Consider the following 20,397-nt stretch of genomic DNA (forward strand, 5'->3'; position numbering starts at 1 on the left):
GGGGCCCCCCCGGCCCCGGGCCATGCGCGCCCCCCCCCTACCGCCGGCCCTGTGCCGGCGGCCCCCCCCCCGCCCCCCCCCCCCCCGCCGGTGGGGGGGGGGGGGGGGGGGGGGCCCCGGGGGGCCCCCCCCCCGGCACCCGGTCCTCAGCCGTCGGCACTCAGCAATCTGCAGTCAGAAGTCGGCAGTCGGCAGTCAGCACCAGGAACCCGCCACCGACCCCGGGACGGACCGGCGCCGGCCGTCCGCACGCGAGCATCACCGCCCCTCGGACCTCAGACAAGCACCGCTTCCTCCGCGGGCGCCGCACGCCGTTCGGCCCCCGCGGCGCGCGCCTCCGCCACCGCGAGGCCCGCGACCGAGCCGAGCATGAGCAGGGTGCCGGCGAGCGTCGCCAGGGTGAGCCGCTCGCCGAGCAGGCCGACGGCGAGCGCGGCCGCGCTGACCGGTTCCAGAAGCATGATCACGGACACGGTCGCGGAGCGGACCACGGCGGCGCCTGCGAAGAAGAGGGCGTAGGCGAGCGCCGTGGGGACGGCGGCGATGTACACCAGCAGGACCAGCACACGCTCCGGTTGCGCGGCATGCGGGATCAGGCCCTCGGCGAGCCCCAGCGGCAGCAGGCAGACGGTGGTGACGGCGAACGTCCACACCGTCGTGCCGGACCCGTCGACGCGGCCGTCGCGCCCCCACCAGCGGGTGAGCAGCGTCATCGCGGAGTATCCGGCCGCGGAGAGGACCGCGAGCACGACACCTCCGGGGCGCACGGTGGCGCCCTCGCCGCCCAGGACCAGCACGCCGAGCCCGGACAGCGCCCCGACGACGGCGGTGGTCCCGCCGCGGCCGAGCCGCTCCCCCATGGTCAGCCGGGCGCCGAGCGCGATGAGCACGGGCCCGGCGCCCAGCGTGACGACGGTCGCCACCGCGAGGCCGGTCGCCTCGACGGCGGCGAAGTAGGCGGTCTGGAAGACAGCGAGCCCGAGGCCGGTCAGACCGATCCGCAGGGCCTTGCCGCCCAGCGGCTCCCGCACGGCGGGGCGCACGGCGCGCCGGCCCGGGCGCAGGCGTACGGCGAGCAGCAGGGCGAGTCCGCCCGCGCAGCGCCAGAAGGAGAGGGCGATGGGCCCCATGTCGCCGGCCCGGTAGACCAGTGAGGCGGCGGCGCCCGCGGTGCCCCAGGCGGCACCGGCGACGATCAGATAGAGCAGGCCTCGCCCGACGGGCAGGCCGAAAGCGGTGTTCGACACGTGTTCTCTCCGGAGATCCGCAGAAGTTCAGGAAGGGACCGCGTCGCAGCCCGTGCCACGGGGGCAGGGGCGTACGGAAAGGTCCTCGGACTTCTCCTGCGGGCAGCGCCGTTCCGCCCGGCACGAGGCCGGGCCGGGATTCCGGTACGCCCGCCTCAGGCGGCCGGAGGCGGAAGAACGAGCGTCGTAGGCATGATCAGCACCTTAGACGGCCGTTCCGTGGGCCGCCAACTCCCTTTCGGCGTCGCTCGGCCCCCTCGCGACCGGCCCCTGCGGGGGCTTCGCCGGGGCCGACGACTGTGCGATGAACGCGCCGAGCAGGACCACCGCGCCGCCGACGATCTGCGGCGCCGAGAGGTGCTCGCCCAGCAGCACCCAGGCCAGGACGGTGGCGATCACCGCTTCGAGACAGGCGACGACGCCCGCGACCTGCGGGGAGAGCCTGCGCACGGAAAGGATTCCGGTGACGTACGCGACCACGGTGGCGATGAACACGATCCAGCCGAGGAGCAGCGAGGCGAGCACGGAGGTCCCGTTCATGTCCGCGCTGCCGCCGAGGACGGACCAGTCCATGGTCCAGGGGCGGGCGACCGCGGTCAGGACGAGGGCGCCCACGAGCAGCCCGTACGCGATCACGCCCAGGGGGTCGGGTGCCTCGTCCCCCGCGTCGCTGCCCTGGTCGGACAGGACGAAGTAGCCGACCTGGCAGCAGGCGGCGCCCAGTGCGAGCAGAAGTCCGACGGCGTCGAAGCTCAGCCCCGACCACACCTCCACCACGCAGGCGAGTCCGCCGACCGCGAGGACGACACCGAGAGCCGCGGCACGCGTCACGGGCCGGCGCTGCACGAAGCGCACCCAGCCGAGCACCAGCGCGGGGGCGAGGTACTCCACGAGCAGGGCGACACCGACGGGGATACGGGAGATCGCGGCGAAGTAGCAGGCCTGGACTCCGGCCACGCCGAGCAGTCCGAACCCGGCGAGCAGCGCGGGGCGCCGCTTCACCAGCGCCCGGTGCCGCACGGCCAGCGGCAGCATGACGAGGGCCGCGCCCGCGACCCGCAGCCACACGACGTGGAGCGGGTCGAGCCCCGCCTCGATCAGCGGCTTGGCCGCGACACCCGATCCGCCGAAGGCGACCGCCGACGCGAGCGCCAGGCCGAGGCCGACGCTTCTTCCACGGTTGCCCTGACTCCCCTGAGACATATGCACGGGCACATGATGACAGGCGACGACATGACCGTCACCCCCGATGACACCTGTCTCATCGGCTGGACGCCGGCACGCTGCCCCGACAGCACCCGGTCCCGACGACGATCGTCCCTCGGCCCCGAAGACGACCGGTCCCGACGACGATCGGCCCCGATGACGATCCTCCCTCGGCCCCGATGACCACCGGTCCCGACGATGATCGGCCCTGGCGACGACCGATCCCGGCGGCGACGAACGGTCCTGGCGAGCATCGGCAAGGGCCGCGCGACCGGAACACGACATCCGCGCTCCTGCGGCCCCGCCCCCGGAGCCCACTCCCCACTCCCGCGCCCTCGGGGACCTCAGCAGCCCGCGTCGCCGCCGCCCACGCGCTCCTCGCAGCCGCTCTCGATCCGCTCCAGCAGCGGCGGGAGTTCGACCCCCGCGCGCCCGAGGACCTCGACGGCCCGCGACTGGGGATCGGCGACGAGTGCCGCGAGCAGGTCGAGACCCCGGGCCCACGCGTCGCCCCGCAGTACGGCGCGTGCGTACGCCGCCGCCATGGCACCGGCCGCCACCGGGGACCAGCCCGCGTCGGCCACCACCGGACCGGCGCCGGAGTTCTCGACGGTGCTCTGCCAGCGCAGCCCGTAACCGATGCTGCGCTGCACGAGGTAGCCGAGCAGCCGGGCGATCTGCGGCCCGCCGTCGAAGACGGCGCGCACCTCGGGGTCGGATTCCAGCAGCGAGTGCAGCAGATGGGCCGTGTCGATCTGCCGGTCCCCGTCCCGCAGCGCTCTTCTGCGCGCACCGGAGACCACCGAGGCCAGCTCTGCGCTGAGTCCGGCATCGATGTCGGGGTGATTCCGGCCGCCCTCACCGGCGGACTGCTGAGGGATACGGGATGGCACAACCCCTACCCCATCAGCCTCGGGGAGCCAGGTCATCCGCGGCGGGCAGCATCTTCACGTCCGACACAGGGTGGGCATCCCTGTGCGGGTTCTCCTCCTTGCGGATGACTTCGCGCCGATTTCCCCCTTCGGGCGCGCGCCGCCTTGCCTCGCCCCACCCGGCGGCCCCTCTCCACAATTTCTGACGGTTCATCAGTATTGAATGTTCCAGGGCCTGGGGCTACGTTCCGCGACACCGTAGCTGCGCCGGGCGCAGCGCCCGACACGAAGGGGTGGTCGCATGGCCGAAGTCAGCGCGGAAGCACGGATCGAGGCGCCCGCCGAGAAGATATGGGCCCAGCTCACGGACTGGTCCGCGTACGGCGAGTGGAACGCGACGCACACCAACTTCCCGAAGGGCGGCCCGGAGAAGCTCGAAGTGGGCGGAACCTTCACGGAGAACATGAAGCTCATGGGTTTCCCGGCCGAGGTCGTCTGGACCATCGAGGAACTGGAGTCCGGCCGCACCCTGGCCATCCGCGGCAAGGGCCCGATGTCGGTGAACGTCACCACGCGCTACACGCTCACCCCCGACGGAGACGCCACATCGGTACGCATCGACGGGGAGTTCACGGGCGCGGCCGTCTCCCTGATGGCCGGCAAGCTCAAGGACTCAGCGACGGCCGCCCTCGACGAGTCGCTGCGCAAGCTGGCCGGGCTGGTGGCCTGAGACCCGCGCGTCTGCGCGTCGCGCGAAGCGGCGCCTAGCGCTCCATATACGGAAAGGCGCCCCGCGGAAACACTTCCGCGAGGCGCCGGCAGATACCACAGCACGCCGTCAGTCCTCGTCGGCGAGAATCAGGTACAGCTTCTTGCGGGCTTCGTTGATGACCGCCAGCGCCTTGTCGCGCTGGCCCTTGCTGCCGGTCTTCCAGACCTGACCGAAGGCCTCCATGAGACCGAAGCCGGCCTGCCGGATCTCGTGCAGCGTCTCCCAGTCGACCCCGCGACCGGCCTCTTCCCAAGGCGCGTCGGGGCCCTCGTCGGCCGCGCTGCGGCCCGACTCGGTGAGCGAGAACAGCTTCTTGCCGCCCTCGGCCGCGCTGGTGATCAGGCCCTCGTCCTCCAGCAGCTGAAGGGTCGGGTACACCGAACCCGGGCTGGGCTTCCATGCCCCGCCGCTGCGCTCGGCGATCTCCTGGATCATCTCGTAACCGTGCATGGGGCGGTCCTTGAGCAGGGCGAGGATCGACGCTCGTACGTCACCGCGCCGCGCCCTCCCCCTCGGTCCGCCCCGGCCGCCGCGCCCGCCCCAGGGCCCCGGGCCGAAGCCGGGTCCACCGAAGCCGGGGCCGCCGGGACCACCCGGCCCGAAGGGCCCGAAAGCCCCCCGCAGCCCCTCGAAGCCGCCCCGACCCCGATGGCCGGGGCCGCCGTGGTGTCCATGTCCGTGTTCGTATCCGAAGTCTTCTCCACGGGAACGCATCGCAATCACTCCATTCCATCGTTGATCGGTCGCGATGCGTCAACGATATATCGGTAGCACTCGCATGACAACCCCTTGAGCGCACCGGTGGGTCACCGACGCCGGTGCGCACGTCGAGGGCCGCAGCCATGAGCGGCTGCGGCCCTCGACGCGCGGTCAGCGGTCTCGATCACCTAGGGCGATGCCGACCGGCATCGCCCCGCGGTGGCTGTCGGGCGGCGGCTTCCAGCGCCCGCGCCAACTGCTCGCGGGCACGGCGCTGGATGCCCTCACTGTCGTACAGCAGCTCCTGGGTCTCCTCGGGCGTGAGCGGCGAGGGCGGCGGAGCCTGCTCGGTCAGCTCGGCGTAAAGGCTGCGGCAGGCATGGTCCTCGTCAGGGAAACGCTCCAACACCGTGCGCGTGCCCCGCTGCTGAACGCCGACCACCCATTCGCCCGCCTGTTCCTCCAGGTAGAGGCGGTCTTCCGGCCTGGGGGCGCCAGGGGAGCCGGGGCAGTCGGCGATCTCGTACAGCCCTGCCGGAACCCCGGCCGCGCTCAGCGCCTCGCACAGCTGGTGGCGGTCCATGTCCCGATCCTGCTCCTGCTTCCGCTCCTGCCGCCCTCGGCCCTTCAGTGCTCAGTTCACCCTTTCCAGGTTCTCGCTGCCCACCAAGGAGCTCACCGTCGCGCCGCTCTTCACATGCGGGCAGTACCTGGTCTGCATGGTGTTGACCGAGGTGACGTACTGCACGCCCAGGCCGGGCTGCTCGAATGCCGGGGCGGCAGGCCCGGTGCACACGAGGGTGTCCTTCTTCACCCGGTACAGGTGGTAGTTGAAGGGGTATCGCGGGTCCTGGGTGTTGAGACCGGACGGCGGAATCGAGCGTTCGCCGTACTTGGCACCGGCCGGCGCGAGGAACTTGCCGAACTCATTGCCGAAGCGGTCCAGGAGCTGGCCGGGCTTGAGGGTGATCTCGGCCGCGATCACATTCCCGCCGCTGTCATGGGCGAAGCCGTCGTCCGGAACCAGCGAGTACTTCCAGTCGCCCTGCCCGAAGTCGCCGGCCGGGTTCCACCATTTGTTGAGGAACTCCACCGGGGTGAGGGCGCCGAACTGGTCGTAGCCTCTGAGGATGTTGCCGAGGATCCCGGTGCGCGGCAGCCTGGCCGGGCCGAACCGCCAGTCGTTGCACACGAATTCCGTGTGTGCGTAGGGGTAGGGCGACGGCACCAGCCCCAGGCAGCGCGTCCTCTCTTCGTCCGGCCCGGGCCGGACGACCTGTTGACGCTGCTCGCCCTCGTCGGCCGCCCGGTCACGGGTCGGCGGCGCGGCGGGAACCGCCTGTGCCGGGGAGCGATCGGCGTTGGACGTCCGCGTATCCACGGCAGCGGACGAGGGAGCACTGAGCAGAAGGGAACCGGCAAGGCCGACCGTCGCGGCCACGCTCGCACTCCATCGACGCATCACCACTGATACCTCCGAGAGATCGAGTCCACAGGGCGTCAGGAGCGCCCTCACCCATCACAGGAGCCCCGCCGGGGCCCAGCAACAGGGGCAGGCCGAACGGGCGCACCAGCCACTCCTTCGCCAGAGACGGCGGCCCCGGGCCACGGCCACCGCCCCGGACCACAGCGATGACGTGCGCGTCTTCCGGGCGGCCCCGACCCGGCGGGCGCGCCGTTGAGCCGCACGAGCGTCGTCTCGATCGCGCTCGCTCCCGCCCGATTCGCGCCCGCGAGCACCTTCGCCACCGGTTCGACCCCGGGGATCGGGGCGGGAGCGGCGGCCGCGAGCCCGCCGCCATCGGCGATCAGGACCACATCGGGGTCCGGCCTCCACCAACGCCTCCAGCCGCCCGGTTCGCGGTCCTGCCACGCATCGCTCCACCACCGCCGGCGACAAGGGGCCAGATCCCCCGGATTGGCCTTGGCCCGCGGCTTCCCGCGACCGCTAGCTTCGAGGCATGCGCATTCGTATCGTCGACGCCTTCACCGACCGCCCCTTCGCCGGCAATCCGGCCGGGGTCCTCCTCCTCGACTCCTTCCCGGACGACGCCTGGCTCCAGAGCGTGGCCGTGGAGGTCAACCACGCGGAGACGGCGTTCGCCCACCGTCTTCCCGAAGGCGGCGATGCCGACTGGGCGCTGCGCTGGTTCACCCCCGCCACCGAGGTCGCCCTGTGCGGGCACGCGACCCTCGCGACAGCGCACGTCCTGCACACCACGGGCGCGCATGAGGGCCCGGTGCGCTTCGCCACGCGCAGCGGTGTCCTCATCGCCACTCCCCAGGCCGACGGCTCGATCACCCTGGACTTCCCGACCGCGCCGCTCACCCCGGTCGAGATCCCCGATGGTGTCGCCGAGGCACTCGGCGCCGAGCCGCTCTCCACCCTCGACACCGGCCCGAACACCGGTGACCTGCTGGTCGAGGTCGCCGACGAGAAGACGGTTCTCGGCCTCGCCCCGGACCACAAGGCGCTCGCCCGCTACTCCGAGCGCGGCATCATCGCGACCGCCCGCGCCGAAGACCCCTCCCGGGGCTACGACTTCGTCTCCCGCTGCTTCTTCCCGAACGTCGGCATCGACGAGGACCCGGTCACCGGCAGCGCCCACACGGCGCTGGCCCCGTTCTGGTCCGAGCGACTCGGCCGCCCCGGTCTCACCGGGCTGCAGGCCTCCCCGCGCTCCGGCCTGGTCCGCACCGAAGTGCGAGGCGACCGCACCCTTCTCTCGGGGCACGCGGTGACGGTCATCGACGGCGAGCTGCTCGCGTAACGGCCCGCGGGACTGGCGCGACAGCGCACGAAAGGGGCGCACGAGATGGTCGTACGCCCCTTCGGAAGCCGCTCCCGCCGCTCAGGCCGTCGGGAGCCAGTCCACCTTCCCCGCGAGCAGCGCGTACCCCACGAAGGCCCCGATGTCGAGCAACGAGTGCGCGACCACGAGCGGCCCGACCCGGCCCCAACGCCGGTACAGATAGACGAAGACCACGCCCATCGCCATGTTGCCGATGAACCCGCCGATGCCCTGGTAGAGGTGGTACGAGCCGCGCAGCACCGCACTCGCCACCAGCGCGGTTCCCGGCGTCCAGCCCAACTGCCCGAGCCGGCGCAGCAGATACCCGACGATGATGACCTCCTCCAGCACGGCGTTCTGCACGGCCGAGAGGATCAGCACCGGGAACTTCCACCACACGTCGGGCAACGCCTCGGGCACCACCGTGAGGTTGGCGCCGAACCCACGTGCCGCCAGATAGAAGGCGATTCCCGTACTGCCGATCACCGCCGCGACCACGGCCCCACGCCCGAGGTCCGGCCAGGGACGCGTACGGTCGAAACCGATCACGCGCATCCCCTGACCCTCGCGCATCAGCAGGTGCGCGACGAGCGCGACCGGCACCAGAGCAGACGCGATACCGAAGAGCTGCCAGGCCAGATCGAGCCAGGGACGGCCCGGCGCCGCCGAGGCGTTGAGGGTGGCCGCCTGATCCTTGAGACCGCCCGGTTTGGTGACCGATCCGACAAAACTGATCAGCGCGGACACTCCGCTCGCGCCGAGCGACAGCGCCAGGACGAGCAGTGTCTCGTCCCGGAGAATCCGTCGTGTCAGCCCCGCCTCCGGAAAAGAATCGGCTACCGACCCCGCCTCCACCTGCACTCCCGCCTCCAGTTGGGTAATCCCGCCTCATCCCCATCTTCGCCCCGCTAGGGTCTCGAAAGAAGTTGCGAAGATCGTGCGCGACAGGCCGTTGGGGGACGGGCACCGTACGGGGTGTACTTCCGGGTGCGCTTCCCCCATTGCCTGCTTTACGGCTGTCCCACGGCTCAGGCTCATCTGGGAGGGACATCACCGTCATGGGACGACACAGCTTGCCCGACGAGCACCGGGCGGGCTCCGCCGACCCCCGGATCCGCGCCCGCCGCCGCAATGTGGCCGTCGCGACGGCACTCGTCCTCACCGTCGCCGGAGGTACGGCCGTCGCCGTCCGAGGGGGCCTGTTCTCCTTCGACGACTCCTGCCAGGACGACGCCGTGCACATCGAGGTGGCCGCCTCGCCGGACATCGCGCCCGCGCTCAGGGCCGCCGCCGAGGACGCCCGCGAGAAGAACATCACCTCCGACGGCCGCTGCCTCGACGTCAGCGTGGTCGCGCGCGAGTCGTACAAGGTCGCCGACGCACTCCGGTCGGGCCAGAAGGCCGACATGCAGGTGTGGGTGCCGGACTCCGACGTATGGGTGCAGCGCGTCGCCGAGACGAGCACCGCGACGCAGGTCACCAGCGCGGGCAACGTCGCCTCCTCACCGGTCGGCGTCGCCATGGTTCCGTCGGCGGCCAAGGCGCTGGGCTGGCCCAGGAAGACGTACAGCTGGACCGATCTGGTCGAGGCGGGCACGCGGGACAAGAAGCTCAGGCTGGGCGCGGCCGATCCCGCCCGCAGTTCGACGGGACTGCTCGCGCTCACCCGGCTCAACGCGGCCGCCTCCCGGGTCAAGGGCGGTGACACCCGGGCGGCCTCCCTGGCCAAGGCTCTGTCGCGGCACACGTCCGACAACGACACCCAGCTCCTGGAGACCCTGCCCCGCGACACCTCCGGCACCGAGCAGGGCAACCCCCGGCGCAATCAGGCGCTGATCCTCTCCGAGCAGGCGGCGTTCGACCACAACACCGCGCAGGACAGCGCTGACGGCCTCGACCTGTTCTACCCCAAGGACGGCACGCCGCTGCTCGACTACCCGTACACCCTGGTCGACGAGCCTCGGCTGAGCACGGACGAGAGCCGCGCGGCCCTGCGGTTCATGACGCTGCTCGGCGAGGCGGCGCCCCGTCAGTTCCTGCGGATGTTCGGTTTCCGCACGGACGCGGAGAGCCCGTCGGACACGCTGGTCGCCGGGGCCGGCGGAAGCTCTCCGCAGCCCTACGCGCGCGTCCTGGCCGACCCCTCGTCGGTGGAGGCGCTCCAGGAGGCCCTCGGTATGTGGACGATCACGGTGGAGAGCGCCCGGATCACCACGGTCGTCGACGCCTCCGACTCCATGTCCGAACCGGTGCCGGGCAGCGATCGGTCCCGCATGGACGTCACCAAGGCGTCCCTGCTGCAGGCACTCGCCACGTTCACCCCCGAGGACGAGATCGGGCTGTGGAAGTTCTCCACGAAGCTCGACGGCGACAAGGACTACCGCGTACTCGTGCCGACCCGCCGACTCGGCGACGCCAAGGGCACCGACTCCCAGCGGGCCAAGCTGTCGGCGGCCTTCAAGTCCCTGGAGCCGGTCCCGGACGGGGCGACCGGGCTGTACGACACCACACTCGCCGCGTACAAGGCGGCCATCGCCTCCTACGCGAAAGGAAGGTTCAACGCGCTGGTCGTCCTCACGGACGGAGTCAACCAGGACCCCGGCAGCATCTCCCGGTCCGATCTCGTCGCCGCGCTGCAGAAACTGGCCGACCCGGAACACCCGGTGACGCTGATCGCGATCGCGGTGGGCCCCGACACCGACAAGCGCGAAGTCGATCAGATCGCCAAGGCGGCCGGCGGCTCCGGCCAGCGGATCAACGAACCGTCACAGATCCACTCGGCGATGCTCAAGGCGATCGTGGCGGCAGGTGCGGCCACCCCGGGGTGACGCACGCCCACCCGACCGGCTCCGAAGCCCCGCCTCGACCCCACCGGCACACCGCTCCGCGTCACCCCAGCGGCACGGGCTCCGGCAGCCCCACCGGCCAGGTGTGCACCGGCTCCCCGAGGTGCATCAGCTCGCCATAGCGCCTCGTGGTCGCGGCCAGCGCGGCATCCCGCCCGAGCCCCTTCTCCAGCGCCCGGTGGAAGGTGTCCGCCTGCCAGGTCGCGCCGTTGACGCGCAGTCGGCACCGGTCCTCGATCACGCCCAGGTACAGGTCCCGGTCGGCGGGCTCGACGCCCCACGCGTCCAGCCCGGCGGCGGCGAGCGGCAGCAGTTCGTCGCGGACCAGGGTCGCGGCGTCCACCTGCGCGGTCCCGCCGTAGCGGCCGCGCCGCGGCCACTCCAGCCGCGCGTCGATGCCGTGCCGGCAGGCCGCGTCGAAGTTGGCGGCGGCCGCCTCGAAGGGGAGCCGCGTCCACACCGGACGCGACTCCTCGGCCAGCGCGCGGACCAGCCCGTAGTAGAAGGCGGCGTTGGCGATGACGTCGGTGACCGTCGGACCGGCGGGCAGCACCCGGTTCTCGACGCGCAGATGCGGGACGCCGTCGGCGATGCCGTACACAGGCCGGTTCCAGCGGTACACGGTGCCGTTGTGCAGCACCAGCTCGGCGAGCTTGGGCACGCCCCCGGCGTCGAGGACACCGAGCGGATCCTCCTCGTCGCAGATGGGCAGCAGCGGCGGGAAGAACCGCAGGTTCTCCTCGAAGAGGTCGTACGCCGAGGAGACCCACCGCTCGCCGAACCAGGTGCGCGGTCTGACCCCCTGTGCCTGAAGCTCCGGCGGCCGGGTGTCCGTGGACTGCTGAAAAAGCGGGGGCCTCGACTCCCGCCACAGCTCGTGCCCGAACAGGAACGGCGAGTTGGCCCCGACTGCGACCTGCGGGGCGGCGACCGCCTGCGCCGCGTTCCACACATCCGCGAACCGGCCCGGGGTGACCTGGAGGTGCAACTGCACCGAGGTGCAGGCCGCTTCGGGTGCGATGGACCCCGACCTGCAGACCAGGCGCTCCACACCGTCGATGTCGAGCTCGAAGTCCTCTCCGCGCGCGGCCACTATCTGGTCGTTGAGCAGGGTGTACCGGTCGACGTCCGACAGGTTCGCGGACACCAGATCGTTCTGGCCGAGCGTCGGCAGGATGCCGATCATCACGATTCCGGCGTCGACCTCGCTGGCTTTCCGATGGGCATATGCGAGGGAGGTGCGGATCTCCTCCGCGAGCCGGTCGAATACACGGCCGCCCAATCGATGTGGGGCTATGTTGACTTCCAGGTTGAACATGGCGAGTTCTGTTTGAAAATCGCGGCTCGCAATCCTTTCGAGAACCTGCGCATTCATCATTCTGGGCATGCCGTCGGGGCCTGCGAGATTCAATTCGATCTCCAGACCCATCAGGTTCTTCGGACGATCGAACCGCTTCTCCTCCAGCAGTCGCTCCAGCCCCGTCAGACACTGCCGGAGCTTGTCGCGGTGGCGCTGCCGATCGGAGAGGCCGAACGCCCCTGCCACGACCTTCTCCCCCATCGAAGTGTCCCTCCTCGAATGGACAGGCCGATGATCCGGCCCTGGCGTCCCGGGTCACGGGGGATGATGCCCAGGCAACGCGATCCATAACGTCCCGCGCGCGCTCTTCGACCGCTACGCTTGACATCGGCCCCGGGCACATTCACCAGGCATGGAGCAATAAGCAAGTTTACCGCTCGACATGATCTCGTGAAAAAGGCCGACGCGAATCGGCCGACCGCTCCGGCGAGGTATTCCGAGGTCATCGCGGTTCGACCGCGCAGAACCGGGATGAACCCCGCATTTCATCGACCGAATAGCGCCTTGCCCTTCATATTCGGGACGACTAGACGAAACATCGCCTGAACACGCGTCGTATAAACTCCGCTACCGAGGCAGAGAGTTGGCGCTCGCGGTCCTAGGTCCTGTCGTCACGGTGACGACGGCAGGCGACACCCTGTCGGCAGATCCAGACCCCTCGCCCCTCTGACCCGAGAGCTGACAGCGCCGTCCGCCCCCGCCCTCGCGCCACTGTGCCTGTCGAATGAGAGGCGACCCACCATGCCGCTGCACGTACCCCCGGCTCCCGCGCCCGCCCTGCGCACCGTTCTCACGGCACTCGGTTCCCCCACCGCTGTCCGCGAAGCCCGTACCCCGTCCCTGCGCCTGGCACAGGGACCCGCCACCCCCGAACTCCCGCTGCCCGTCCACGTCCTGGATCGCATCACTCCCGCGGGCGCCGCCGCCACCCGGCTCGCCGGGTGGCGCTTCCTGATCCGGTGCGGCGACCGCGCGGTGGCCGCCGCCGACACCATGCTGACCCCGGACGGCTGGGCCTTCTCCCGCTTCTTCGAGGGCCCCTACATCGCCGCGACCGAACACGCCCTGCGGCAGGCCGAGACCATGCAGCAGCCCTACCAGGCGCGCCTGCTGTCCGTACCCGAGCTGTACATGCTGACCCTCTGGCTGCACGGCGACCTCACGGCGGACGGCGCCAGCGGTCATCCGGCCGCCACCGACCTCCTCGTCCCGCTCGCACCCGCCCCGCCCGGCATCGCCGCGCACCGTCCGCACCGCGTCGCCGAACTGCTGCCGGTCCTCACCCACCGGGTCACCCCCGCACCCTTGCTCAGCTCGCCCGCCTGAGCCTCGGCATCCGTGCCCCGCGGCCGTCCTCCGGCCGCGGGGCACATCGCTGTCACCACCCCGGATGACCCGACCGCTCGTTAGGGCCCGACACCGCTCGTACGAGGGGAAACGCGCTCCGCGCCCGACCGGACTAGCCCCATTCGGCCACCTCGAACCACCCGAAAGGGCAGCGCAGTTGGGATGAACCGTCCGCGCGGGTGATGCGTCATCAACCTGTGAGGAGCGGTGCCTTCAAATCCCTGCGGATTGACGCCCGTGGGGCAACACTGGGTTCCAGACCACACACCAACGGGGGGCGGCCATGAGCATCTCAAGCCGCGATACAGACACCACGACCATCACTCACCTCTCGACCCAGCGAAAGATCCCATCCATGTGCCAGCACCAGCCACCGTGCCCCTCAGCCGAATCAGCCGACCGGGAATCCGCCCGCCTTGTGGCGCACCACCCGGAGCAGGGATGGAGCCTGCTGTGCAACGGCGTTCTGCTCTTCGAGGACACCGGTGAGCTCCTGCCGGACGGCCAGATCATCGCCCCGCACCGCCCGATGGGCGGAGCGCCGGTGATGACGGCCGCCTGAGCCGCACGACCCGGGCGGCCGTGACAGGCCGCCCAGACACACGAGGGGCCGGCCCGGAGACGTACTCTCCGAACCGGCCCCGACGCATGCCCGAGGGTGATCACTCCCCGTAGGCGTCCACGTGCCGAGCGCTGATCAGTCCTCGTACGCGTCCAGCGGCGGGCAGGAGCAGACGAGGTTCCGGTCGCCGTACGCCTGGTCGATGCGGCGCACCGGCGGCCAGTACTTGTCGGCGGCCGAGACACCGGCCGGGAAGACGGCCTCCTCGCGGCTGTACGGGTGCTCCCAGTCGCCGCCGAGCGCGGCGGCCGTGTGCGGCGCCCCGCGCAGCGGGTTGTCGTCCACCGCCCACTCGCCGGAGCCGACCTTCTCGATCTCCGCGCGGATCGCGATCATCGCTTCGCAGAACCGGTCGAGCTCGCCCAGGTCCTCGGACTCGGTCGGCTCGATCATCAGCGTGCCGGCCACCGGGAACGACATCGTCGGCGCGTGGAAGCCGTAGTCGATCAGGCGCTTGGCGATGTCGTCGACACTCACGCCGGTCGCCTTGGTGAGCGGGCGCAGGTCGATGATGCACTCGTGCGCGACCAGGCCGCCGGGGCCGGTGTACAGCACCGGGTAGTGCGGCTCCAGGCGCTTGGCGATGTAGTTCGCGGAGAGCACGGCCACCTGCGTGGCGCGCTTGAGGCCCTCGCCGCCCATCAGCCGGACGTACGACCAGGAGATGGGCAGGATGCCCGCGGAGCCCCAGGGAGCGGCCGAGATCGGGCCGACGCCGGTCTCGGGACCGGCCTCGGGCTGCAGCGGGTGGTTCGGCAGGTACGGCGCCAGGTGCGCGCGCACACCGACCGGGCCGACGCCCGGACCGCCGCCGCCGTGCGGGATGCAGAAGGTCTTGTGCAGGTTGAGGTGCGAGACGTCGCCGCCGAAGTGGCCCGGCTTGGCGAGGCCCACCAGGGCGTTGAGGTTGGCACCGTCGACGTAGACCTGGCCGCCGGCCTCGTGCACCTGGGCGCAGATGTCGGCGACGTGCTCCTCGAACACCCCGTGGGTCGAGGGGTACGTGATCATCAGCACCGACAGTTCGTCGCGGTACTGCTCGATCTTGGCGCGCAGGTCCTGGACGTCGATCTCACCGTCGTCCGCGGTCTTCACGACGACGACCTTCATGCCGGCCATCACGGCGCTGGCGGCGTTGGTGCCGTGCGCGGAGGACGGGATGAGGCAGACGGTGCGCTGGTCGTCGCCGTTGGCGCGGTGGTAGCCGCGGACGGCCAGCAGACCGGCCAGCTCGCCCTGCGAACCGGCGTTGGGCTGGAGGGACACCTTGTCGTAGCCGGTGACCTCGGCGAGCTGGTCCTCCAGCTCGTGGATGAGCGTCAGGTAACCCCGCGCCTGCTCGGCGGGCGCGAAGGGGTGCAGCTGCCCGAACTCGGGCCAGGTCACCGGCTCCATCTCGGTGGTCGCGTTGAGCTTCATCGTGCAGGAGCCCAGCGGGATCATGCCGCGGTCGAGCGCGTAGTCGCGGTCGGAGAGCCTGCGCAGGTAGCGCAGCATCGCGGTCTCGGAGCGGTGCTGGTGGAAGACGGGGTGCGTGAGGTACTCGTCGGTGCGCAGCAGCGCGGCCGGCAGGGTGTCCTCGGCGATCGCGTCCAGCGCCTCGATGTCGCCGTCGACGCCGAAGGCGGTCCACACGGCGGCCAGCTGCTCGCGCGTGGTCGTCTCGTCGCACGAGATCGACACCTGGTCGGCGTCGACGAGGTGGAGGTTGACGCCGTGGTCGCGGGCGGCGGCCACGGTCGCGGCGGCGCGGCCCGGGACCCGCACGGTGAGGGTGTCGAAGTACGCGCCGTGCACGACCTCGACGCCGTCGGCGTTGAGCCCCGCGGCCAGGACCGTGGCGTAGCGGTGGGTACGCCGTGCGATGGTCCGCAGGCCGTCGGGACCGTGGTACACGGCGTACATGCCGGCCATCACGGCGAGCAGCACCTGAGCCGTACAGATGTTGCTGGTCGCCTTCTCGCGACGGATGTGCTGCTCACGCGTCTGCAGGGCGAGGCGGTACGCCTTGTTCCCGTCGGCGTCCACGGACACACCGACCAGTCGGCCGGGGAGGCTGCGCGCGAACTTCTCGCGCACCGCCATGTATCCGGCGTGCGGTCCGCCGAAGCCCATCGGCACACCGAAGCGCTGCGTCGTACCGACCGCGATGTCCGCGTCGAGCTCGCCGGGCGAGGTCAGCAGGGTCAGGGCGAGCAGATCGGCGGCGACGGTGACGACCGCGCCCAGCTCGTGCGCCTGCTCGATGAGGGGCTTGATGTCGCGTACGGCACCGGAGGCGCCCGGGTACTGGATCAGCACACCGTTGATCTCGCGCCCGGCGAGGTCGGCCGGGATGCCCTCGGCGAGGTCGGCGACGACGATCTCGACGCCGGTCGGCTCGGCGCGGGTCTCGATGACGGCGATGGTCTGCGGCAGCGCGTCCGCGTCGACCAGGAAGAGGCCCTTCTTGTTCTTGCCCATCCGGCGGGACAGCGCCATCGCCTCGGCGGCGGCGGTGCCCTCGTCGAGCAGCGAGGCGCCGGAGGTCGGCAGCCCGGTCAGCTCGGCGACGACGGTCTGGAAGTTCAGCAGCGCCTCGAGACGGCCCTGCGAGATCTCCGGCTGGTACGGCGTGTACGCGGTGTACCAGGCCGGGTTCTCCATGACGTTGCGCAGGATCACCGGCGGCGTGAACGTGCCGTAGTAGCCGAGGCCGATCATCGAGCCGAGCACCTGGTTACGGTCCGCGAGGGAGCGCAGCTCGGCCAGTACCTCGGCCTCGGTGCGGGCGGCCGGCAGCTTCAGGGCCTCGGCGTTCTTGATCACGTCCGGCACCGCGGCGGCGGTCAGCTCGTCGAGCGAGCCGTATCCCACCTGCGCGAGCATCTTGGCCCGGGCTTCGGAGTCGGGCCCGATGTGGCGCTGCTCGAAGGGAATTCCCTGTTCGAGCTCGGAGAGCGGAATGCGAGGGGCGGTCATGGCGGAGGCCTCCTGGTCTGACGCGACCTTCGAGGGGCACCCCGGCACGGGCACCCCGACGGCCTCCCCCTCTGTCATCTCAACCTGAGAGTTTCACCGGAGCGTCCTTGGACGGTCCGGCTTTCACCGTCGGTGAGAGCGGAGGCCATCGGCACCCGCTCTGCTTTCCAGAGTGACCTCGTCCGTGCGGTACGTGAGCCTGAGAGATTCCGGGGAGGAGTTGCTCCTTCGGCGCCTCCGGTGAAGTCTGGAGGACTCTCCCGCACGGGATCAGCAGCCGTCTGCCAGCCTACCAGCGAGGACAAGCCGTCGGCTTTCGAGTGGCCGCCTTCCCGAATCTGCTCTTTTGTAGTACTTACGGATGAGTTTGCGACCACGTGGAGGGACCGTGCAGACCGACATCGATCCGCGCAACCTGATCGGCCGCAAGGCGTTCGACAGCAACGGCACCAAGATCGGCACGATCGACGAGGTCTACCTCGACGACGCGACCGGCGTCCCGGAGTGGGCGGCCATACGGACCGGCCTGTTCAGCAGGGATGCCTTCGTACCCCTGGAGCCCAGCGAGATCGTCGAGGGGACCCTGCGCATCCCCTTCGACCGAGCCCTGATCAAGGACGCCCCCGACTTCGGCGTCGGGCGGCACCTCTCCCCCGAACAGGAACTCCAGCTCTACCACCACTACGGTCTCGACGTGGCGTCCCCTCCCCCGCCGCCGGACCGGGACTTCGGCCGGATCGCGGGCACGGAGGACGTCTGAGGCCGCCCCGGGTCCGGACTGCCCAGCGCCCCGGCTTCTGACGCCAACGGCCCAGGCCCGGCGTCCTCGGGTCTTCGCTCCACCAGGGGCAGCGGATCCGCTGGTTCCAGTTGCGGATCGTCCGTCCGGAACGTCCGCACCCGGCCGGGCTCGGAGTAGGGCGTCTCGAACCGCACCGTGACCCGCCCCAGCCCACTCCCCTGCACCCAGCCGTGCCCGTACTCGGCGTGCGACACGTCGTGCCCGGAGGGCCACCGCCGCTCCGCGGGCCGTTCCTGCTCTGCGGCGGCCCCCTCGGCCGACTCGTCCGCGGGATGCTCCTCCGCCGCAGACTCCCCCTCGGCGGCCGCCTGCGCCTGCGCGAACAGATCCTCCTGTGTGTAGTCGGCGAGCCCGGAGACACCGACCCCCAGCAGGCGTATGCCTCCGGTGGTGTCCACCCCCTCCAGCAGCCGGGCGGCGGCTTCTCGCACGACCCCGGGGTCGTCCGTGGGCCCTCGCAGCGTCTCGGACCGGGTCAGCGTCGAGAAGTCGTACCTGCGCACCTTCAGCACGATGGTCCGCCCCGACAGTCCGGCCCCGCGCAGCCGCCGCACACACCGGTCCGCGAGCCGCGCAACTTCCAGCCCCACCCGGACCCGGTCGTGGATGTCCACGTCGTACGTGTCCTCGACCGACACCGACTTGGTCTCCCGCTCGGCCACCACGGGCCGCTCGTCGTGCGCCAGGGCCATCGCGAACAGCGCGTGCCCGTGCGCCTTCCCCAGCAGCCGTACGAGCTCGTCCTCGCCCGCCTCGGCGAGTTCTTCGACGGTGGTGATGCCGGCTCGCCGCAGATGATCGCCGGTCGCCGGCCCCACGCCCGGCAATGTCCGCACCGACATCGGCCCCAGCAGCGCGCGCTCGGTGCCCGGCTCGATCACCACGAGACCGTCGGGCTTGGCCTGCTCCGAGGCGATCTTCGCCAGCATCTTGGAGGCGGCGAGCCCCACCGACCCCGTGAGCCCCGTGACCGCCCGGATGTCGGCGCGCAGCTTGGCACCCGCCAGCCGCGCCGAGGCGTCGTCCCAGGCCGTCCCGCCCGCTTCCAGGTCCACGAACGCCTCGTCCAGGCTCAGCGGCTCCACCAGCGGCGACAGGGCCCCCAGCAGCCCCATCACCTGCTCGCTGACCTCCCGGTAGAGCCCGAAGCGCGGCACCAGGTACGCGGCGTTCGGAGCGCGTCGGCGTGCCTGGGCCATGGGCATCGCCGAGTTCACCCCGAAGACGCGTGCCTCGTACGAGGCGGTGGCGACGACTCCGCGCGGTCCGAGTCCGCCCACGACGACGGCCTTCCCGCGCAGGCTCGGCTTGGACGCCTGCTCCGCCGAGGCGAAGAAGGCATCCATGTCGAGATGCAGGATCGTGGGCGCGGTTCTCACATGTCCGATGCTGCCCTACGCCACTGACAATGCCCCGGCAGGCCGGGGCATCACGTCATCGAAAACCGTGCGCGTCACACCGCGCGGTTGCGCCTTCGCGCGAGCTCGTCGGCGGGGTTGTGCGCGAGAAGCGTCTCCCCGGTGTCCACACGCTCCCCGTGCAACTGCGACAGGGCACTCTCCACGTCCCGCCACACCACGCCCACGGCGATGCCGAAGATCCCCTGACCACCCTGAAGCAGCGCGTGGACCTCGTCGGGCGAGGTGCACTCGTAGACCGTCGCGCCGTCGCTCATCAGCGTCATGCGCTCCAGGTCCTGGAAGCCGCGCTCCCTCAGGTGCTGGACCGTGGTGCGGATGTTCTGCAGCGACACCCCGGTGTCGAGGAACCGCTTGACGATCTTCAGGACCACCACGTCCCGGAAGCTGTAGAGACGCTGCGTCCCCGACCCGTAGGCGGGACGCACACTGGGCTCGACCAGTCCGGTCCTCGCCCAGTAGTCCAGCTGCCTATAGGTGATACCCGCGGCCGCGCACGCCGTGGGCCCCCGGTAACCGACCTCCTCGGGAACAGCCCCTCCCTCGCCGGGCACTGCCGTCGGCCGCCGCGGAACGTGATCGGCCGCGCCGCCATGATGGGGATGCCCCCTGCTCGAGTCGAGCCGAGAGCTTGGGGGAGGGTACGGGCCGCTCTCCCCCGGACCGCGTCCGGGGGCACCCCCAGCCGTACCGTCGCCGCTGCTTCTCACGCCGACCTCCGTCCTTGACCTGCCTTCTCGACGGTAGGCAGTCACCAGGGGCGCGTCAACGATCGCCACACTCGGCACGCCGAGTGATTATCACCCTAAGAGTGGTTTCCCGTGCCCTACCGCGGGGAAAGGCTAGCCGAATGCTCCCGGCGCGGGCTGCGGCACACCACACCGGCCGCGGGCAAATGCCACCCGGAGCTGCCCTCCGCCCGCCGGCGTCACTGACTATTGGTGCCGAAGTCCTCGGGGGAGATCTGGTCGAGGAACTCGCGGAACTTCTCCACCTCGTCCTCCTGCTCGTCCGGGATCGCGATGCCCGCGTCGTCGAGCACCCCGTCGCTGCCGTAGATCGGCGTTCCGGTGCGCAGGGCCAGCGCTATGGCGTCGGACGGCCGGGCACTCACCTCGACCCCGCTGGCGAAGACGAGCTCGGCGTAGAACACGCCCTCGCGCAGGTCCGTGATGCGTACTTCGGTGAGCTCCTGGCCGACGGCCTCCAACACGTCCTTGAACAGGTCGTGGGTCAGCGGTCGCGCGGGGGCCATGCCCTGCTGGGCGAAGGCGATCGCCGTCGCCTCCCCCGGTCCGATCCAGATGGGGAGGTAGCGGTCGCCTCCCACTTCACGCAGAAGCACGATCGGTTGGTTGGAGGGCATCTCGACCCGGACACCTACGACATCGAGCTCGTTCACACAGCAACCCTAGGCCGTGCCCGGGACGTTTGGGTAGTCGGGCACAGAACG

At 71.0% G+C, this 20,397-nt stretch carries 18 protein-coding genes and 1 riboswitch; of the genes, 6 read left to right on the forward strand and 12 right to left on the reverse strand.

From position 1 onward, the window contains the following. Positions 1 to 275: 275 nt before the first annotated feature. The 3 genes from ABZX90_RS42540 to ABZX90_RS42550 form a co-directional block, all read right to left on the reverse strand. Positions 276 to 1,247 carry an EamA family transporter gene (locus ABZX90_RS42540; protein WP_351134435.1) on the reverse strand — a complete coding sequence of 324 codons (972 nt, stop codon included), beginning with the start codon at positions 1,245 to 1,247 and terminating at the stop codon, positions 276 to 278. Positions 1,248 to 1,451: 204 nt separating this feature from the next. Continuing rightward, positions 1,452 to 2,462 carry an EamA family transporter gene (locus tag ABZX90_RS42545; protein ID WP_351134437.1) on the reverse strand — a complete coding sequence of 337 codons (1,011 nt, stop codon included), beginning with the start codon at positions 2,460 to 2,462 and terminating at the stop codon, positions 1,452 to 1,454. A 335-nt stretch (positions 2,463 to 2,797) separates the two neighbouring features. Continuing rightward, positions 2,798 to 3,346 (reverse strand): Clp protease N-terminal domain-containing protein, encoded by a 549-nt coding sequence (locus ABZX90_RS42550; RefSeq protein WP_351134439.1) that lies wholly within the window; start codon positions 3,344 to 3,346, stop codon positions 2,798 to 2,800. A 280-nt stretch (positions 3,347 to 3,626) separates the two neighbouring features. Between ABZX90_RS42550 and ABZX90_RS42555 the strand changes: the two genes are divergently transcribed. After that, on the forward strand, positions 3,627 to 4,055 hold the full coding sequence (locus ABZX90_RS42555; RefSeq protein ID WP_351134441.1) for an SRPBCC family protein: 429 nt from the start codon (positions 3,627 to 3,629) through the stop codon (positions 4,053 to 4,055). 108 nt (positions 4,056 to 4,163) lie between these two features. Here the strand turns inward: ABZX90_RS42555 and ABZX90_RS42560 are convergent, their stop codons facing one another. The 3 genes from ABZX90_RS42560 to ABZX90_RS42570 form a co-directional block, all read right to left on the reverse strand. Beyond that, on the reverse strand, positions 4,164 to 4,811 hold the full coding sequence (locus ABZX90_RS42560) for a PadR family transcriptional regulator (RefSeq protein ID WP_351134443.1): 648 nt from the start codon (positions 4,809 to 4,811) through the stop codon (positions 4,164 to 4,166). Between the two features lie 169 nt (positions 4,812 to 4,980). After that, positions 4,981 to 5,379 (reverse strand): hypothetical protein, encoded by a 399-nt coding sequence (locus ABZX90_RS42565; RefSeq protein ID WP_355213586.1) that lies wholly within the window; start codon positions 5,377 to 5,379, stop codon positions 4,981 to 4,983. 51 nt (positions 5,380 to 5,430) lie between these two features. Further along, complete coding sequence (locus ABZX90_RS42570) at positions 5,431 to 6,237, reverse strand: TNT domain-containing protein (RefSeq protein ID WP_355213587.1); 807 nt, start codon at positions 6,235 to 6,237, stop codon at positions 5,431 to 5,433. 520 nt (positions 6,238 to 6,757) lie between these two features. On the opposite strand from ABZX90_RS42570, the gene ABZX90_RS42575 reads away from it, so the two are divergent. Next, positions 6,758 to 7,567, forward strand: a complete 810-nt coding sequence (locus ABZX90_RS42575) for a PhzF family phenazine biosynthesis protein (protein ID WP_355213588.1) — start codon at positions 6,758 to 6,760, stop codon at positions 7,565 to 7,567. Positions 7,568 to 7,648: 81 nt separating this feature from the next. On the opposite strand, the gene ABZX90_RS42580 is transcribed toward ABZX90_RS42575, so the two are convergent. Beyond that, positions 7,649 to 8,449 (reverse strand): type II CAAX endopeptidase family protein, encoded by an 801-nt coding sequence (locus ABZX90_RS42580; RefSeq protein WP_355213589.1) that lies wholly within the window; start codon positions 8,447 to 8,449, stop codon positions 7,649 to 7,651. A gap of 197 nt (positions 8,450 to 8,646) precedes the next feature. On the opposite strand from ABZX90_RS42580, the gene ABZX90_RS42585 reads away from it, so the two are divergent. Then, complete coding sequence (locus ABZX90_RS42585) at positions 8,647 to 10,416, forward strand: substrate-binding and VWA domain-containing protein (protein WP_355213590.1); 1,770 nt, start codon at positions 8,647 to 8,649, stop codon at positions 10,414 to 10,416. A 61-nt stretch (positions 10,417 to 10,477) separates the two neighbouring features. Here the strand turns inward: ABZX90_RS42585 and ABZX90_RS42590 are convergent, their stop codons facing one another. Continuing rightward, positions 10,478 to 11,995: a glutamate--cysteine ligase gene (locus tag ABZX90_RS42590; RefSeq protein ID WP_351134454.1), complete on the reverse strand. Its 1,518-nt coding sequence runs from the start codon at positions 11,993 to 11,995 to the stop codon at positions 10,478 to 10,480. Between the two features lie 540 nt (positions 11,996 to 12,535). Between ABZX90_RS42590 and ABZX90_RS42595 the strand changes: the two genes are divergently transcribed. Together ABZX90_RS42595 and ABZX90_RS42600 are read left to right on the forward strand one after the other, a co-directional pair. Further along, complete coding sequence (locus tag ABZX90_RS42595; RefSeq protein ID WP_351134456.1) at positions 12,536 to 13,120, forward strand: hypothetical protein; 585 nt, start codon at positions 12,536 to 12,538, stop codon at positions 13,118 to 13,120. A gap of 376 nt (positions 13,121 to 13,496) precedes the next feature. Then, entirely contained in the window at positions 13,497 to 13,703 is a 207-nt protein-coding gene (locus ABZX90_RS42600; protein ID WP_351134458.1) for a DUF5999 family protein, read from the forward strand. A gap of 135 nt (positions 13,704 to 13,838) precedes the next feature. Here ABZX90_RS42600 and gcvP read toward each other — a convergent pair whose 3' ends face one another. Next, positions 13,839 to 16,724: an aminomethyl-transferring glycine dehydrogenase gene (gene gcvP / locus ABZX90_RS42605; RefSeq protein ID WP_355213591.1), complete on the reverse strand. Its 2,886-nt coding sequence runs from the start codon at positions 16,722 to 16,724 to the stop codon at positions 13,839 to 13,841. A 177-nt stretch (positions 16,725 to 16,901) separates the two neighbouring features. Continuing rightward, a riboswitch (glycine riboswitch) is annotated at positions 16,902 to 16,997 on the reverse strand. A 115-nt stretch (positions 16,998 to 17,112) separates the two neighbouring features. On the opposite strand from gcvP, the gene ABZX90_RS42610 reads away from it, so the two are divergent. Then, positions 17,113 to 17,484, forward strand: a complete 372-nt coding sequence (locus ABZX90_RS42610) for a PRC-barrel domain-containing protein (protein ID WP_351134462.1) — start codon at positions 17,113 to 17,115, stop codon at positions 17,482 to 17,484. On the opposite strand, the gene ABZX90_RS42615 is transcribed toward ABZX90_RS42610, so the two are convergent. The 3 genes from ABZX90_RS42615 to ABZX90_RS42625 form a co-directional block, all read right to left on the reverse strand. Then, complete coding sequence (locus ABZX90_RS42615; protein ID WP_355213592.1) at positions 17,406 to 18,905, reverse strand: DNA polymerase IV; 1,500 nt, start codon at positions 18,903 to 18,905, stop codon at positions 17,406 to 17,408. The genes ABZX90_RS42610 and ABZX90_RS42615 overlap by 79 nt on opposite strands. A 74-nt stretch (positions 18,906 to 18,979) precedes the next feature. Continuing rightward, positions 18,980 to 19,654: a MerR family transcriptional regulator gene (locus ABZX90_RS42620; RefSeq protein ID WP_351134466.1), complete on the reverse strand. Its 675-nt coding sequence runs from the start codon at positions 19,652 to 19,654 to the stop codon at positions 18,980 to 18,982. A 218-nt stretch (positions 19,655 to 19,872) separates the two neighbouring features. After that, positions 19,873 to 20,346: a bifunctional nuclease family protein gene (locus ABZX90_RS42625; RefSeq protein ID WP_006123076.1), complete on the reverse strand. Its 474-nt coding sequence runs from the start codon at positions 20,344 to 20,346 to the stop codon at positions 19,873 to 19,875. Positions 20,347 to 20,397 lie beyond the last annotated feature (51 nt).

The organism is Streptomyces sp. NPDC002935 (assembly GCF_040611295.1).
In the GTDB taxonomy this organism is placed as follows: domain Bacteria; phylum Actinomycetota; class Actinomycetes; order Streptomycetales; family Streptomycetaceae; genus Streptomyces.